The sequence below is a fragment of the Brucella sp. H1_1004 genome (assembly GCF_047308065.1).
GTDB lineage: Bacteria > Pseudomonadota > Alphaproteobacteria > Rhizobiales > Rhizobiaceae > Brucella > Brucella pseudogrignonensis_B.
The window spans coordinates 839175-855097 of the sequence record NZ_JAYKZA010000002.1; the positions used below are offsets into that span (position 1 = coordinate 839175).

Here is a 15923-nt window from a genome sequence, read left to right on the forward strand (position 1 = left end):
AATGAAAGACGCCGGAGTTTCCCCCGGCGTCTTTGACATTTGTTCTACGCGCATCTTATCTGATCGGAGCGGGAACAGAAATTAGTCCAGTGGACTAATTTCCCCGCGTAGGCGGTTCCCACTTTTCGGGATGCGCTCTATTCAGCCGCTTCCTTGACGGCCATCGGATTGTTCGGATGGGTCGTCCAGTTGGCATATTCTGCCGGGATCGGTGCCTTGGTGCGTGGATCGAAATCGCCGATCTGCTCCATGGTGATGCAATCCTCGACCGGGCAGACATTGACGCAAAGATTGCAGCCAACGCATTCCTCGTCGATCACCTCAAAGTGTCGCGCACCATTCACAAGACTGGTGATTGCCTGATGCGAGGTGTCTTCACAGGCAATATGGCAACGACCGCACTTGATGCAGGAATCCTGATCAATCCGTGCCTTGGTGACATAATTGAGGTTGAGATACTGCCAGTCGCTGACATGCCCCACAGCCATGCCGCGGAAATCATCCAGCGTCTGATAGCCTTTGCTGTCCATCCAGTCGGAAAGACCGTCGATCATTTCTTCAACCACCTTGAAACCATAGGTCATGGCAGCAGTACAGACCTGAACGGTACCGCAGCCGAGTGCGATAAATTCAGCCGCATCGCGCCATGTCGTAATGCCGCCAATGCCTGAAATCGGCAGGCCATAGGTTTCAGGATCGCGGGCAATTTCCGCCACCATGTTGAGCGCAATTGGCTTGACGGCTGGTCCGCAATAGCCGCCATGGCTGCCGCGACCATCAATAGACGGAACCGGCGACATGCTGTCCAAATCAACCGACACAATCGAATTGATCGTGTTGATCAGCGACACAGCATCGGTGCCATTGGCCTTTGCGCCGCGTGCAGGCTTGCGAATATCGGTGATGTTCGGCGTCAGCTTGGTGATCACCGGCATACGGCTATATTGCTTGCACCATTTCACAACCATGCCGACATATTCCGGCACCTGACCGACAGCCGCACCCATGCCGCGTTCGCTCATACCGTGCGGGCAACCAAAATTAAGCTCGATGCCGTCAGCGCCTGTTTCTTCCACCAGCGGCAGAATGGCTTTCCAAGCTTCTTCTTCGCATGGCACCATGATCGAAGCGATCAATGCGCGGTCAGGCCAGCGCATTTTCACTTCTTTCATTTCGCGAAGGTTCACCTCAAGCGGCCGATCCGTGATCAGCTCAATATTGTTCAGACCCAGCAATCGCCGGTCGGCACCATGGATCGCGCCATAGCGCGGACCATTGACGTTGACCACCGGCGGGCCTTCGGAACCGAGCGTTTTCCAGACCACGCCGCCCCAGCCAGCCTTGAAAGCCCGTTCGACATTGTAAGCCTTGTCAGTCGGCGGGGCAGATGCCAGCCAGAACGGGTTTGGCGACTTGATACCGAGGAAGTTCGTCGAAAGATCAGCCATGTCTACTCTCCTCAGCCCTGTTCCTGGCCCAATGGCACGCTGCGGTCACGGTAAGTCGTGGGGGTTGGCGCATGCAGCGCACCGCCCGACAGTACCGCATCGGCAAAGCCTTCAATGGCTTCGGGACGTTTTGTCAGCGTCGCATGAATGGATTCGGCGGCTACTTTGCCGTCTTCCACCGATGCAACAGTCAGATCCTGACCACCTGCAACGCAGTCGCCCCCCGCCCAAATGCCCTCAACGGATGTGCGACGCTCGTCATCGACGCTGATGCGTCCTTTGGAGAGACCTATGCCAGCCCCGGCAATCGGTTCCGGTTCAAACTTTTGGCCGATAGCCTTGAAGACCTGATCGGCTTCCAGAATGAGATATTCGCCGGTGCCGGAAAGCTTGCCGCTATCGGCATTGGTATATTCAAACACAACCGCATTGACCGTGCCGTCTTCGCTCCGTTCAAGTGCGTGTGGCTGCAACCAGTGGCGGATCACCACGCCATGGATTTGCGCCAGTTCCTGTTCATAGGCGCTGGCATTCATGCTTTCCTGACCGCGACGATAAACGATTGTCACGTTTTCAGCGCCAAGCTTCTTGGTCTGGATAGCAACGTCCACGGCGGTCATGCCGCCGCCGATCACCACCACATTGCGGCCAACGGGCAGGAGCGATAAGTCTTTTGCCTGACGCAGATTGGCGATGTAATCCACCGCATCAATCACATTGGGAGCGTCTTCGCCAACAAGTCCCAGATCATTGACGCCGGGCATGCCCATGCCGAGGAACACCGCATCAAAACCTGCTTTCAGCGCTTCAATCGTGATGTCCTGACCGAGTGTCTGGTTATATTCGATATGGATTGCGCCGATTTTCAGCACGAATTCCAGTTCGCGCTGGGCGAAATTATTGACCGTCTTATAGGCGGCAATACCATATTCATTGAGACCGCCGCCCTTGGGCCGCGCTTCAAAAATCGTCACCTGATGCCCATGCATCGCAAGGCGATGCGCCGCAGAAAGACCTGCTGGACCTGCACCCACAATGGCAATGTGCTTGCCGGTATCGGGTGCGCGCTTGAAGGGATGATTGCCGGTTGCCATCAAAACATCGGTGGCATAACGCTGCAATTCACCGATTTTGACAGGCTTACCCTCAGAAGTTTCGCGAACACACACTTCTTCGCAGAGCGTTTCGGTCGGGCAGACGCGGGCGCACATGCCACCCAGAATGTTTTCTGAAAGAATGGTCTTGGCGGCACCGATGGCATTACCAGTGTTAATCTGGCGAATGAAACGCGGAATATCGATGCTGGTCGGGCATGCATTCATGCAAGGCGCATCATAGCAGTAATAGCAGCGGTCAGATTCAACGAGGGCTTCATGCTTGTTCAGCGGCGGATGCAGATCATCGAAAACATGCGCATAGTCGGCTTTCTGAAGCCGCGAGCCATGGATATCAGGCCCGTTCGCGTGTCCCGGATTATCAATTGCATCAATAGGCGAATTCTCTGCTGATCTCATAGATCGCATCTCCCATTTTTGCTTGTTCAGGCGCGGGTTCCCTTTGCGCACCATAAACTCTGTTCCGGGCTGCGATCTTTATCGTCGCGTAGTGCCCGTTACTGACAGGATGACAGATTTTCACAGAAGGTCAAATTTTTTATCATCTGGTCAATTTATGACTTTTAGATACCAGAAATAGCGAAAGGCCCGGCTTTGAAAGCACGGGCCTTTGAAACGCGTTGGCGTTTGAAAATCAAATGGTCTCTGATTTGATAATAGTGCTGTCAGATGTTTCGTCGGTCTCAGCACTCGGGAAAGCTTCCGCTTCCTTTGGCAGCGATGGGCGTGAGCTGAGCACCAGCGCACAGCCAGCAATGATGACGGCCGCTCCGACAAACTGGATAATGGAGAGCTGTTCTTTCAAGAAAACCGCACCGACCAGAACCGCAATCACGGTCACTGCAAATTCGACGCTGATGGCCTTTGTTGGTCCGACATTTCCGACCAGTCTGAAATAAAGCACATAGGTGAGGGCGCTCATAACGCAGGCCGAAACAAGCAGATAGACAACATCAACCAGTCCCGGTGTTGTCGGTACCGGAATGGCGAAAATCAGTGGCAGCGTCAGAATGCCGCCAAAGACGAATGCGCCGATTGTGGTTTCCCACGAGCCGGTTGTGGACAGACGGCGGCTTGCATAATTGCTGCCGAAGGCTGCCGAAAAGCATGAAAACATCACGGCAATACAGCCCATGATAAATTCAGGCGTTACGGCCACGGCCGGGAAGCCAACCAGCAGCACGATGCCGGTGACACCGAGCAACAGGCCGATCAAGCCGCGAGAGGTGATGCGTTCAAGGCCCCATAGCTGGCTGATAACCATCGAGAAAAGCGGAATCGATGCAACGCAGATCGCAGCCATCGCCGTGCCAATCAGCGGTGTGCCGTAGGAAAGGCCGATCAACTGGCCTGCCACGGTTGTCGCCCCCACGATCGCAAATGGCTTCCAGCCCGCGTGAAAATCAAGCTTGCGCCCGGATAGTTTTGCAATCGCAAAAAGAGTTCCTGCGGCAATGAAGGAGCGGAATGCAACCGCACCAACCCAGCCAAAGGCTTCGACCACGCGCAGCACCACGAGGAACGATAGTCCCCATGCAATGGCTAGGAAAATATAGGTCGCTGTGTCTCTGGGTTTCATGCCGATAGGCCTTCATCATGCTGCTGGATTATCGACTATCTCATAAGGACGAAAAGCAAAAACGCTTTCCCATCTATTCTCATACCATCGTGGAATGAAATTATGCCGTTTTTGCAGCGGCATTATCCGCCGCTTTTTGCGCCGCTGCAGCACCGATATTGGCAAAGAAGCGATCCGCAATCTTGCGTGCGACCGAACCGAGCAGTTTCGACCCAAGTTGTGCGATCTTGCCACCGGCATCGCCACGGATCACGTAGCTCAGGATCGTGTCTTGAGCATCTTCCGTCAGTGTCACATCCGTATCACCATGCGCAAAGCCGGCAATCGAGCCTTCGCCACGCCCCGATATCGTATAAGACGCGGGCGGGTTCATATTGGAGAGCTCAAGCATCCCGTGGAAACGGACCTTGATCACGCCGAGGCTGACTTTGAGTGCTGCACGGATTTCCGTGTCTGAGATTCGTTCCAAATCTTCGCAGCCAGGAATGCAGCTTTTCAACGTCTCAATGTCATTCAAGGCATCCCAGACGGCCTGTCGGGGTGCGCTGATTCTCTCTTCTCCGACGAGGTCCATGCTTTGACTAAACTCCTGATCAACCTAAATTGATGCATATGCATATAGGGAACCGCATCAAAATGGAAAATTTCTGTAATTTAACGGATGCAATTCTTGAATAAAATGCTTACTTATCCGCAATTAAATCGATTTGATTGACTGGAGTACCATCATGGCAAGAGACGCGGCGAAGCTGGAAGCAACGGTCGCAAAGCTGAAGAAGCATTGGGCGGAAGCAGCACCAAAAGACATGCGTGCGGCATTCAAAGCCGATCCGGGCCGTTTTGAGCGTTATTCGCTATCGCTTGACGATCTTCTGTTTGACTGGTCGAAAGCCCGGATCAACGACGAGACGGTTGCGCTTCTGACAGAGCTTGCAAAGGCGGCTGATGTTGAAGGCCGCCGTGCGGCCATGTTTGCAGGCGAACACATCAACAACACCGAAGATCGCGCAGTCCTGCATGTGGCCCTTCGCGATACTACCTCAAAAGAAGTGCTGGTCGACGGCCACAACGTCCTGCCGGACGTGAAGGAAGTGCTCGACCGTATGGCTGCCTTCTCCGATGGCATCCGTTCGGGCGCGATCACGGGTGCGACAGGCAAGAAGATCACCGACATCGTCAATATCGGTATCGGCGGTTCCGATCTTGGTCCGGTGATGGCAACGATCGCGCTTTCGCCTTACCATGATGGCCCACGCGCGCATTATGTGTCGAACATTGATGGCGCACACATTGCCGATACGCTCAACGTGCTTGATCCGGCAAAGACGCTCATCATTGTAGCGTCGAAGACCTTCACCACCATCGAGACCATGACCAACGCGCAGACGGCGCGCAAGTGGGTTGCCGATGCGCTGGGCGAAGATGCCGTTGGCGCACATTTTGCTGCCGTTTCAACGGCCCTTGATAAGGTTGCAGCATTTGGCATTGGCGAAGAACGCGTCTTTGGTTTCTGGGATTGGGTCGGGGGTCGCTATTCGGTCTGGTCGGCGATTGGTCTGCCAGTGATGATTGCTATCGGTGCGGATAATTTCCGCAAGTTCCTTGCGGGCGCGCATTCGATGGATGTGCATTTCCGCGATGCGCCGCTGGAAAAGAACCTGCCAATCTGGCTCGGTCTTATTGGCTACTGGCACCGCGCAATCTGCGATTATTCGAGCCGTGCGGTCATTCCGTATGATCAGCGTCTGGCGCGTGTCCCTGCTTATCTCCAGCAGCTCGATATGGAATCAAACGGCAAGAGCGTGACCATTGACGGCAAGCCGGTTTCCGGCCCAACCGGTCCGGTTGTCTGGGGCGAACCGGGCACCAATGGCCAGCACGCTTTCTTCCAGCTTTTGCATCAGGGCACGGATACCATTCCGCTCGAATTCATCGTTGCGGCGAAGGGCCATGAAAAGCACCTCGATCATCAGCATGAAATGCTGCTCGCCAACTGCCTTGCGCAGTCGGAAGCGCTGATGAAAGGGCGCACGCTCGAAGAAGCCCGCGCGCAGTTGAAGGCCAAAAACCTGCCCGACGCAGAAGTTGAGCGCATTGCGCCGCATCGCGTGTTCTCGGGCAATCGCCCCTCGCTGACGCTGGTTCATGACAAGCTAGACCCATTTGCATTCGGCCGCCTGATCGCTCTTTACGAACATCGCGTGTTCGTTGAAGCGCAGATTTTCGGCATCAACGCGTTTGACCAGTGGGGCGTGGAGCTTGGCAAGGAACTCGCAACCGAGCTTCTGCCGGTTGTTTCGGGTGCAGAATCTGCTGAAGGCAAAGATGCTTCGACAGTCGGTCTCGTTGCGCATTTGCATGCACGCCGCAAAGCCTGATATTACAAACAGGTGGATAAGGATAAAGCCGGGTTTCACACCCGGCTTTTTTTTCGTCTAGGTATGAAGTGCTGAATGAAAATGGGAACGGAAATGAAGACCGAGATTATCGAGTTTGCCGGCGATGTACCGGGTAACGCCATTGAACTGCGTGTGCTGCGTTTTGCAGGCAAAGACAGCGATGCGCCAACCGCTTATCTGCAATCGTCACTGCATGGCGGTGAGCTGCCGGGACAAGCTGCGTTGCATTTTCTCGTTCCGATGCTGAAAAAAGCATCCGAAGAAGGTCGCATTCTCGGCAATATTACCGTGATCCCACAGGCCAATCCGATTGGCTCGAACCAGTGGCAGGCACATCAGCATCTTGGTCGTTTTGAGTTCTTCTCGGCGGTCAATTTCAACCGCGCTTTCCCGCTTCTGCCGGATTTCGATACGTCTGAACTCCCCGGCCCGGATGCACCTGTTGCGCTTGCACAACGCTTGAAAGCCACGCTTTTGAAGATGGCTCTTGCCAATGACATTGTGCTCGATCTTCATTGCGATGATGAGAGCGAAAACTACGTCTATATCGCCAAGGAATTTGTGGACGACATGAAGGACCTGGCCGTGGCGCTTGGCTCGACCGCGATCCTCGCCTGGGATACGACAGCGGACGCCGCTTTCGAGGAAGCCTGCGCGCATCCGGTTCTGCAATTGCCTGCTGACAAGCGCAATATGAAGCGCCGCGCTGTGACAACCGTTGAATTCCGGGGGTTGAGCGATGTCTATGCCGACATGGGCAAGGGTGACGCGGAAGGTCTTTATAAGTTCCTCGTTCATCGCGGCGTTATCCGCGATGACAGTGTGAAGCTTGATCTCGATTATAAGGGCCTCATCACGCCACTCGAAAATGTAGAAATGCTGCGCGCTCCCGAAGGTGGTATGGTGCTTTATCATGTCGCTCCCGGCGATGTGGTGGAAGCGGGCGCAAAGCTTGTGACCGTCGTGACGCGTCCGGGTGAGCCGGAAGGCGACATCACACTGACCGCACCACAGGCAGGCCGTATTCTCACCCGCCGCACACTGCGTTATGTCCGTCGTGGTGATGATCTGCTGAAACTGCTTGGCGCCAAGCCATCGGCAGTCAAAAAGCGTTCCGGCGCGCTCGAAGCATGATCGCATTGCCTGCTCCCGAGAAACTAAAAGCGATCCGTGCCATCCTTTTCGACAAGGATGGCACTTTGATTGATTTCGACCGCACATGGTTTGCCGTGTCGTGGAACCTTGCACAGCGGACTGCCAACGGCGATGAGCATTATGCACGTTCGCTTCTTGATGCGGGCGGGTATGACTGGCAGGAGAAGCGGTTTCGCGCCAATTCGGTGATCGCCGCCGGAACGGTTGAAGACATCGTACAGCTTTGGCACCCGGATATTGATGAGGCGGGCTTCAAAGCCAAAATAGCCGAATTTGATAGTTATACGGTTGCCGAAGGCGCCCGTTCCGCCGTGGCAATTGAGGGCTTGCGGGAAACTCTGGAAACCCTGCGCGATATGGGTTTTGTCCTTGGCATTGCCACCAATGATTCCGAAGCAGGCGCACATGCGACCGCCAAGGCATTGGGCATCGATCATTTTTTCGATGTGGTAATTGGCTATGACACAGCGGCACGCCCGAAGCCTTTTGCGGATCCGTTGCTTTATTTTGCGAAAAAAGTTGGCCTCGAACCGGCGGCAATCGCCATGGTCGGCGATAATTTGCATGATCTCGAAACAGCACAGGCTGCGAAAGCTGGTCTTGGCATTGGTGTTCTGTCCGGCAACAGCCCCCGCGAGGCGCTGGAACCACACGCCGATGTGGTGCTGAATTCCGTTGCAGACTTGCCTGCGTTGTTTAAATGAGGCGAAGCAGCCCTCAGATGAAGAGGGCTGCACTTATTGTTAATCGCGCAATTCGCGCCGCAAAATCTTGCCGACATTGGTCTTCGGCAAGGCATCGCGGAATTCCACTTCACGCGGGCGCTTGTAGTTGGTGAGACGCTGCGCACAGAAGGACTTGACGTCCTCTTCCGTGAGGTTCGGATCACGGCGCACGACATAGAGCTTCACCACTTCGCCGGAATGTTCATTGGGAACCCCGACCGCTGCCGATTCCACAATGCCCGGATGCTCTGCAGCCACTTCCTCAATTTCATTCGGGTAGACGTTGAAGCCAGAAACAAGGATCATATCCTTTTTCCGGTCGACAATCTTGGTGAAGCCGTTTTCATCCATGAAGCCCATATCGCCGGTGCGGAAGAAACCGTCGGTCATGATCGCGCGTTCGGTTTCATCAGGACGATTCCAATAGCCCATCATCACCTGCGGGCCGCGCACGCAGATTTCACCAACTTCACCCAACGGCAGATCCTTGCCGTCATCATCACGGATGGTAAATTCCGTTGAGGGCATGGGGAGCCCGATTGTGCCGCTGAACTCGGTCGCATCGAGAGGATTGGCAGAGGCAACAGGCGATGTTTCAGATAGACCATAGCCTTCGGTGATGTGGCAACCCGTCATTTCCTGCCAGCGTTCCGCGATCGGTCGCTGCACGGCCATGCCCCCGCCAAGCGTCAGCACCAGCGGCTTGAAATTCAGTGCCTTGAAATCTTCGTTGTTCATAAGGGCGTTGAACAGCGTGTTGAGGCCCGGGAAAATGTGGAATGGATATTTCTGCAGCTCTTTTGTAAAGGCTGGAATGTCGCGCGGGTTCGGGATAAGAATATTGCGAGCGCCTAGTTTCAGGCCGATCATCGCATTCACGGTAAGCGCGAAGATATGATACAGCGGCAGGGCGCAGACGAAGTTGAGTTCCTTCGGTTTGCCTTTGTTCTGGAAGGCGACATCCATCCAGAGCTGCATTTGCTCGACATTGGCCAGAATATTCCTGTGGCTCAACATGGCCCCTTTGGAGACGCCTGTCGTGCCGCCGGTATATTGCAGAAAAGCGAGATCTGAACTGTCAACTGGCACAGGATTGAATGATTTTCCACGACCTTGCGCCAGCGCATCTTTAAAGCGCACATGACCGGGAATAGTCCATTCCGGCACCAGCTTCTTCACCTTGCGCACCACAAGATTGATGATGTGGCCTTTCAAACCATGCATGTCGCCCATTGACGCGACAATGATGTTCGGGACATGAATGGAGGCGAGAGACTTCTGCACAGTCGAGGCAAAGTTTTCGAGCACGATGAGCGCCTGCGCGCCTGAATCATTCAATTGGTGCTGCAACTCGCGCGGTGTGTAGAGCGGGTTAACATTCACAACCACGAAGCCTGCACGCAGAATTGCGGCAATTGCCACCGGATATTGCAGAATGTTCGGCATCATAATTGCAACGCGATCACCTTTGACCAGTCCGCGTGATTGCAGCCATGCAGCGAGTGCGCGCGAGTTCTCATCAAGGTCTTTGTAAGAAAGATCTTTGCCCATACAGGTGAAAGCCGGTTTGTCGGCAAACTGGCGGCATGCATTGGAAATCATGTCGCCAATAGAAGTCGTTTTACTCAGATCGATGTCGTGTGGAACGCTTTTCGGATAAGATTTCAGCCAGACCTTGTCTCGCGCAGGCGTTGTTTGGCTTGCCTTGCTTGACGCGGGTTGTGCTTCGGTTGCTTTTTTTGCCATGCCTTCTCCCCGGATCGCTCCGTCTCATATGCGAGCAGCAAGCCGCCACCCTTCTCCCAATGCGGCCTGACCTCAATGCAGGTCAGGCACTCCTCAATCCAGAATGTGGTCGACTTTCGTCTTAATCGCAAGAGTTACATTGACGTAAGCGTAAATTAAAATTTCAAGGGGGTAGCCTATTCTGGCAAGATATACAGGTGAGGCTGGTGTCTTAACTGCCTAAGGGATGAACTTGGGAGGCGCGTATCCGTCAGATGTCAGAAGCCCGGCGCATAGACTGAATGAGCGTTTTGATCGCTTTTCCGCCGTCTCCGACAAGGTCAAAATCCCGCTCGCTGCGAAGCCATTCGTTCAGCAAGCCGCCCAGAACTGCAAGCAAAATTTGCGCAGCCGAAACAGCTGTCCATTCTTTGGAAAGTTCGTCGCGACGTTCAGCAACGTCAAGCAGACCGGAAAAAAGTGACAACACATTGCCGCGTGCTTCGCGAAGATGATCGACAACGGGTGCTATTTCACCAACATATTCGCAGCGCTGATGAATAATTGTAAAAACATTCTGCTGCCGCTCATTGGTTATAAAATGCTCCAGCGCAGTTATGATTGATTGCTCAAGAACATAAAGCGGGTTAGGGTGGTCACACTCCGCAGCATGGCGCATAATTTCTTCATGCGGGAAGCATGTGCGGTTCAGAATTGCTTGAAATATGTCAAGTTTATCTTGAAAATGGAAATAGATTGCACCACGGGTTACGCCTGCCTGGCACGCGATCTGCATCAGAGTCGATTGGGTCAGTCCGTGATTAAGAAATACCTGTTCAGCAGCAGCTAAAATAGCATCGCGTGTTTCTGCGGCCTCAGCCTTCGTCCTTCGCATTCCGGTTCTCTTAGCATTCCCATCGTGAGCCAAAGGTCAGGATAAAATGGATTTTTCGTTCACAAACAGGGTAACTCATTCGTGATACGTAACATTAGGTGATTGACTATAACACGGTAACTCGTATTTACAAACATTCGTGTATGTTTATTCGGCCGCACCGTGCGACATCAAGGGCAGCTCCCACTATGACCATGACCAGTTCCATTCGGATTTTTGCGGCGAGTGCCGCATTTTTCATTCTTACTGGGCAATCTGCCCTTGCGCAGGCTCCCGGAGGGGGCACGCCGCCGCCGCCACCAGTGACGGTCACTGAGATTAAAGCTGAGAATGTGGAAGTGCCGTATGAATATGCAGCGCGTGTCAGCGCCTTCCGCGATGTTCAGGTGCGCGCGCGTGTTGGCGGCATTCTTCTGCACCGTAATTTCGTAGAAGGCACGGAAGTCAAAGCTGGCGATTTGCTGTTCGAGATTGATCCAGCACCTTATGAAGCCGAAGTTGCTCGCGCCCAGGCGCAGGTTGCGCAGGCTGAAGCCACTTACCAGCAATCGATCCGCGATGCGGAACGCGCTGAACAGCTTGTGCAGCAGAAGGTGCAGAGCACAGCCGTCCGCGACACGGCTTTGGCGACACGTGATTTGAACAAGGCGGCGGTTGCAGCTGCCAAAGCACAATTGCGCACGGCAGAACTCAATCTGAGCTATACCAAAGTAACGGCGCCGATCAGCGGCATCACCAGTCTCGAGCAGGTTTCCGAAGGCAGCCTTATCGGCACCGATGCTTCATCGAGCTTGTTGACATCGATCACCCAGATCAATCCGGTTTACGTGAATTTTTCTTTCACCGACTCCGAAGCTGCGGAAATCCGCAAGCTGCGGGAAGCGCGTGGTGCCACCGGACAGGATGCTGATCGTTTGCGGATCAAGATCCTGTTCGGCGATGGTCAGGCCTATGACAAGGAAGGCGTTATCGACTTCACGTCTTCTTCGCTCGACACTGAAACCGGAACGCTGGGCGCGCGTGCGGTTGTTGACAACCCGGATCAGCGGCTGATCCCGGGCCAGTTCGTCCGCGCAGCCATTCTGGGTGTCACGATTGACAATGCAATTCTGGTTCCGAAAGCAGCTCTGATGCAGAGCCCGCAGGGTCAGTTCGTTTATGTGGTCAACAAGGACAATGTTGCGGAAGTGCGTCCGATCAAGATCGCACGTGAACTCACGGATGACTGGCTGGTTAGCGAGGGCTTGCAGCCCGGCGACCGCATCATCACCGAAGGTGTGATCAAGGCGGCTCCGGGCAAGACAGTCCAGCCCGTTGAGCCGAAGGCTGCAACCGAAGCGGGCGCAGAAGCTGGTAAAGAACAGGCGGCAGACAAGCAATGAACAGGTTCTTCGTCGATCGTCCGGTCTTTGCCGCGGTCATTTCCATCATCATCGTGCTGGCAGGCCTCATCGCTATGCGGATTCTGCCTGTCGCGCAGTATCCCGAGCTGACGCCGCCGCAGGTTGTCGTCAGCGCCACCTATCCGGGCGCGAGTGCCGAAACCGTAACACAAACCGTTGCGGCGCCTCTTGAGCAGCAGATCAACGGTGTCGAGAACATGCTTTATATGCAGTCCTCGAGCCTCGGCAGCGGCACCATGCAGCTGACAGTGACTTTTGCTCTGGGTACCGACCCGGATCAGGCAACGATCAACGTCAACAATCGCGTTCAGCGTGCAACATCGTCTCTGCCGCAGGAAGTGCAGCGTCTCGGCGTCACCGTCGATAAGCGTTCCAGCACCATTCTCGGCATGGTGGCGATGTTCTCGACCTCGGACCGTTACGACCGCACCTATGTTGGTAACTATGCACTTCTGAACGTCATTGACGATCTCAAGCGTCTTCCCGGCGTTGGTGATGTTCAGCTTCTTGGCAACATTGAATATTCGATGCGTATCTGGCTGCGCCCGGACAAACTGGCACAGTATAATCTGACACCATCAGATGTGCAGACGGCAATTCAGGAACAAAATGCGCAATTCGCGGCAGGCCGTTTTGGCGATCAGCCTGATCCGCAGGCAGGCCCATTCACCTATACGGCGACCACACAGGGTCGCCTGCCAGATGCGAGCGCCTTTGAAAACATCATCCTTCGTTCCGACAAGAACGCGGCAACGCTTCTACTGAAAGACGTTGCGCGTGTGGAACTCGGCACGGAAAGCTATCTTGTTGACAGTGTGCTCAATGGTACGCCTGCTGTTCCGATTGCGATCTATCTTCAGCCGGGCGCAAATGCGCTCAACACGATGGAACTTATCCAGAGCCGTATGGCAGAGCTGAAGACCAGCTTCCCCGAAGGCATTGACTATTCCATTCCTTTCGACACCACCAAGTTCATCAAGGTCTCGGTGGAAGAAGTGATCCATACTTTCATCGAGGCAATTATCCTCGTTGTTCTGGTGGTTTTCATCTTCCTTCAAAACTGGCGTGCGACGCTTATTCCTGTGATCGCGGTTCCGATCTCGATCATTGGTACATTTGCGGGCATGTATGTGCTTGGCTTCTCCATCAACCTGCTGACACTGTTCGGTCTGGTTCTGGCGATTGGTATCGTGGTCGATGACGCCATCGTGGTGCTGGAAAACGTCGAGCGTATCATGACGACCGAAAAACTGCCGCCGCGCGAAGCTGCCATCAAGGCAATGAGCGAAGTGACAGGCCCGGTTATCGCGATTGTTCTTGTGCTTTGCGCCGTGTTTATTCCGGTCGCCTTCATGGGCGGTCTGGTCGGTGAAATGTATAAGCAGTTCGCTGTTACGATTGCGATTTCGGTGACGATTTCCGGTGTCGTGGCTTTGACGCTGACGCCCGCCCTCTGCGCGCTGATCCTCAAGCCCGGTCATCATGAACCGATGTTGCCGTTCCGCATCTTCAACCGCTTTTTTGACCGGGTGACGAAAGGATATACCGCTGGCGTGCGTTTCTTCCTCAAACGCGCTGCAATCGGTCTGCTGATTTTTGCAGGCATCCTGGGCGGTACATATTATCTCTTTGAGAAGGTGCCGGGCTCGCTGCTGCCCGATGAAGATCAGGGCTTCCTGTTCAGCGTCGCTATCCTGCCGCCAGCTGCATCGCTGGAACGCACAAGTGCGGTTCTGCATGAAGCGAGTGAAAATATCCGCAAGCATCCCGCAATTGAAAGTGTCTTTGAAGTCGCTGGCTTCGACCTGCTTTCAGGTGGTCTGAAAACCAGCGCGGGCACGATGTTCATCATGCTCAAGGACTGGAAAGAACGCACGACGCCTGACCTCGATGCGCGCAATCTTCCCGGTACAATCATGGGCATGAATGCGGGCATTCAGGATGGTCTGGTGCTGGCCTTCAACCCGCCGCCAATTCTGGGGCTCAGCACGACCGGCGGTTTTGAACTTTATGTGCAGGACCGTACCGGCGGTGGCGTACAGTCGCTGACCGATGCGACGAACCTTCTGGTGGAAGCCGCCAACAAGCGCCCTGAACTCACCGGTGTCCGTACGACGTTCGATCCGAATGTACCCCAATATGACATTCAGCTTGATCGTCAGAAGGCAAAGGCGATGGGTGTTCCGATTAATTCGGTCTTCACCGCCATGCAGGCGACTTTCGGCAGCGTTTATGTCAACGACTTCACGCTCTATGGCCGGAACTATCAGGTCAACCTGCAGTCGGAAGCCGAATTCCGTCGTGACCCAAGCGATCTCAAGCATGTGTTTGTGCGTGCCGATTCAGGCAGCATGATTCCGCTGAGCGCTTTGGTAACGGTGAAGCGTATCGTCGGTCCGGATCAACTTGAGCGCTTCAATGCATTCAACGCGGCCAAGGTTACAGGGAATCCGGCGCCGGGTTACACATCGGGTGATGCGATCAAGGCGATGCAGGCGGTTGCTGCCGAAGTTCTCCCTCAGGGCTTCCAGATTGCGTGGACGGGTTCCGCCTATCAGGAAGTCTCGACAAGCGGCAGCGGCACGCAGGCTATGATCTTTGGTCTGATCATGGTGTTCCTGATCCTGGCTGCCCAGTATGAGCGCTGGAGCCTGCCACTCGCGGTTATCACAGCAGTGCCCTTCGCTATCTTCGGTGCGCTTCTGGCAACTGATCTGCGTGGTCTGACCAATGACGTGTACTTCCAGATTGGTCTGGTCACGCTGATAGGTCTTGCGGCAAAGAATGCGATCCTGATCGTGGAATTTGCTGTGTTGCAACGCGAAGAGGGGAAATCGGCCATCGAGGCTGCGGCCGAGGCTGCACGCCTGCGCTTCCGTCCGATTGTGATGACGTCGCTTGCGTTCATTCTTGGCGTGGTTCCGCTGGCAATCAGCTCCGGTGCAGGTTCGGCAAGCCGTCACTCGATTGGTACGGGCGTGATCGGCGGTATGTTGGCTGCGACCTTTATCGCAACCTTCTTCATCCCGATGTTCTACAGTCTTATCGCCCGTAAGCCGCCTAAAAAGCGTCCTGACGATACCGCTGTAGCGCCTGCACCCGCTGCGCCGGGTGAGGGAAGCGGCCCAACCCATTAAAAATTGTCCCGGTGGGCCACTCAGCTTACCATCGGGAAACACCAGAACGATAAAAAGCCCCGCTCGTGCAGCGGGGCTTTTTCGTTATTGAAAGCTATCTAGAAAGGCAAATTTCAAAATCCAAGGCATCGCAATCAGTATGCCCAACACAATTCCTTTAGTATCCTATACGTCGCGCGTGACATTCAATAACGATCATCGAGGCTCAAAACCCTCATCGTCATCGCGTTCGATCAGCTAAAAGACAGAGCGATCAGTTAGGATTATCTTGAAAGCAACGTGGTTGGCGAAAAATGGATAATTGACGTTTCGTCGGAAGAACCCTCTTTGATGCCTTATCCG

General features: G+C 54.5%; 11 protein-coding genes. 5 read left to right on the forward strand and 6 right to left on the reverse strand.

The window, feature by feature from the left end; all coding sequences use genetic code 11:
• Positions 1-137: 137 nt before the first annotated feature.
• The 4 genes from preA to U2P60_RS11260 all read right to left on the reverse strand — a co-directional run bounded on the left by preA (position 138) and on the right by U2P60_RS11260 (position 4716).
• The gene (gene preA / locus U2P60_RS11245; protein ID WP_313827903.1) at positions 138-1448 is read right to left on the reverse strand and encodes an NAD-dependent dihydropyrimidine dehydrogenase subunit PreA; all 1311 of its coding nucleotides are present in this window, start codon (positions 1446-1448) and stop codon (positions 138-140) included.
• Positions 1449-1459: 11 nt separating this feature from the next.
• A complete protein-coding gene (locus tag U2P60_RS11250) occupies positions 1460-2971 on the reverse strand; it encodes an NAD(P)-dependent oxidoreductase (protein ID WP_413572680.1) in 1512 nt (503 codons plus the stop codon).
• A gap of 226 nt (positions 2972-3197) precedes the next feature.
• Positions 3198-4142, reverse strand: coding sequence for a DMT family transporter (locus tag U2P60_RS11255; protein WP_413572682.1), 945 nt, complete (start codon positions 4140-4142; stop codon positions 3198-3200).
• Between the two features lie 100 nt (positions 4143-4242).
• Complete coding sequence (locus U2P60_RS11260) at positions 4243-4716, reverse strand: CoxG family protein (RefSeq protein ID WP_413572683.1); 474 nt, start codon at positions 4714-4716, stop codon at positions 4243-4245.
• Positions 4717-4870: 154 nt separating this feature from the next.
• Between U2P60_RS11260 and pgi the strand changes: the two genes are divergently transcribed.
• The 3 genes from pgi (at position 4871) to U2P60_RS11275 (ending at position 8400) form a co-directional block, all read left to right on the forward strand.
• On the forward strand, positions 4871-6520 hold the full coding sequence (pgi, locus tag U2P60_RS11265; protein ID WP_413572684.1) for a glucose-6-phosphate isomerase: 1650 nt from the start codon (positions 4871-4873) through the stop codon (positions 6518-6520).
• Between the two features lie 93 nt (positions 6521-6613).
• Positions 6614-7675: a succinylglutamate desuccinylase/aspartoacylase family protein gene (locus U2P60_RS11270; RefSeq protein WP_413572686.1), complete on the forward strand. Its 1062-nt coding sequence runs from the start codon at positions 6614-6616 to the stop codon at positions 7673-7675.
• On the forward strand, positions 7672-8400 hold the full coding sequence (locus tag U2P60_RS11275) for an HAD family hydrolase (protein WP_413572688.1): 729 nt from the start codon (positions 7672-7674) through the stop codon (positions 8398-8400). Before U2P60_RS11270 ends, U2P60_RS11275 begins: the two co-directional genes overlap by 4 nt.
• A gap of 39 nt (positions 8401-8439) precedes the next feature.
• On the opposite strand, the gene U2P60_RS11280 is transcribed toward U2P60_RS11275, so the two are convergent.
• The gene (locus tag U2P60_RS11280; protein ID WP_413572689.1) at positions 8440-10167 is read right to left on the reverse strand and encodes a long-chain fatty acid--CoA ligase; all 1728 of its coding nucleotides are present in this window, start codon (positions 10165-10167) and stop codon (positions 8440-8442) included.
• Between the two features lie 250 nt (positions 10168-10417).
• Positions 10418-11041, reverse strand: a complete 624-nt coding sequence (locus tag U2P60_RS11285) for a TetR family transcriptional regulator (protein ID WP_313827911.1) — start codon at positions 11039-11041, stop codon at positions 10418-10420.
• 188 nt (positions 11042-11229) lie between these two features.
• Between U2P60_RS11285 and U2P60_RS11290 the strand changes: the two genes are divergently transcribed.
• Together U2P60_RS11290 and U2P60_RS11295 are read left to right on the forward strand one after the other, a co-directional pair.
• On the forward strand, positions 11230-12423 hold the full coding sequence (locus U2P60_RS11290) for an efflux RND transporter periplasmic adaptor subunit (RefSeq protein WP_413572691.1): 1194 nt from the start codon (positions 11230-11232) through the stop codon (positions 12421-12423).
• A complete protein-coding gene (locus U2P60_RS11295) occupies positions 12420-15581 on the forward strand; it encodes an efflux RND transporter permease subunit (protein WP_413572693.1) in 3162 nt (1053 codons plus the stop codon). The genes U2P60_RS11290 and U2P60_RS11295 overlap by 4 nt, the downstream gene beginning before the upstream one ends.
• Positions 15582-15923: the final 342 nt, after the last annotated feature.

What these genes read in the sequence shown, in the direction of transcription:
- preA (WP_313827903.1), bottom strand. Translation starts at nt 1,448, where the DNA reads ATGGCTGATCTTTCGACGAACTTCCTCGGTATCAAGTCGCCAAACCCG.
- U2P60_RS11250 (WP_413572680.1), bottom strand. Translation starts at nt 2,971, where the DNA reads ATGCGATCTATGAGATCAGCAGAGAATTCGCCTATTGATGCAATTGAT.
- U2P60_RS11255 (WP_413572682.1), bottom strand. Translation starts at nt 4,142, where the DNA reads ATGAAACCCAGAGACACAGCGACCTATATTTTCCTAGCCATTGCATGG.
- U2P60_RS11260 (WP_413572683.1), bottom strand. Translation starts at nt 4,716, where the DNA reads ATGGACCTCGTCGGAGAAGAGAGAATCAGCGCACCCCGACAGGCCGTC.
- pgi (WP_413572684.1), top strand. Translation starts at nt 4,871, where the DNA reads ATGGCAAGAGACGCGGCGAAGCTGGAAGCAACGGTCGCAAAGCTGAAG.
- U2P60_RS11270 (WP_413572686.1), top strand. Translation starts at nt 6,614, where the DNA reads ATGAAGACCGAGATTATCGAGTTTGCCGGCGATGTACCGGGTAACGCC.
- U2P60_RS11275 (WP_413572688.1), top strand. Translation starts at nt 7,672, where the DNA reads ATGATCGCATTGCCTGCTCCCGAGAAACTAAAAGCGATCCGTGCCATC.
- U2P60_RS11280 (WP_413572689.1), bottom strand. Translation starts at nt 10,167, where the DNA reads ATGGCAAAAAAAGCAACCGAAGCACAACCCGCGTCAAGCAAGGCAAGC.
- U2P60_RS11285 (WP_313827911.1), bottom strand. Translation starts at nt 11,041, where the DNA reads ATGCGAAGGACGAAGGCTGAGGCCGCAGAAACACGCGATGCTATTTTA.
- U2P60_RS11290 (WP_413572691.1), top strand. Translation starts at nt 11,230, where the DNA reads ATGACCATGACCAGTTCCATTCGGATTTTTGCGGCGAGTGCCGCATTT.
- U2P60_RS11295 (WP_413572693.1), top strand. Translation starts at nt 12,420, where the DNA reads ATGAACAGGTTCTTCGTCGATCGTCCGGTCTTTGCCGCGGTCATTTCC.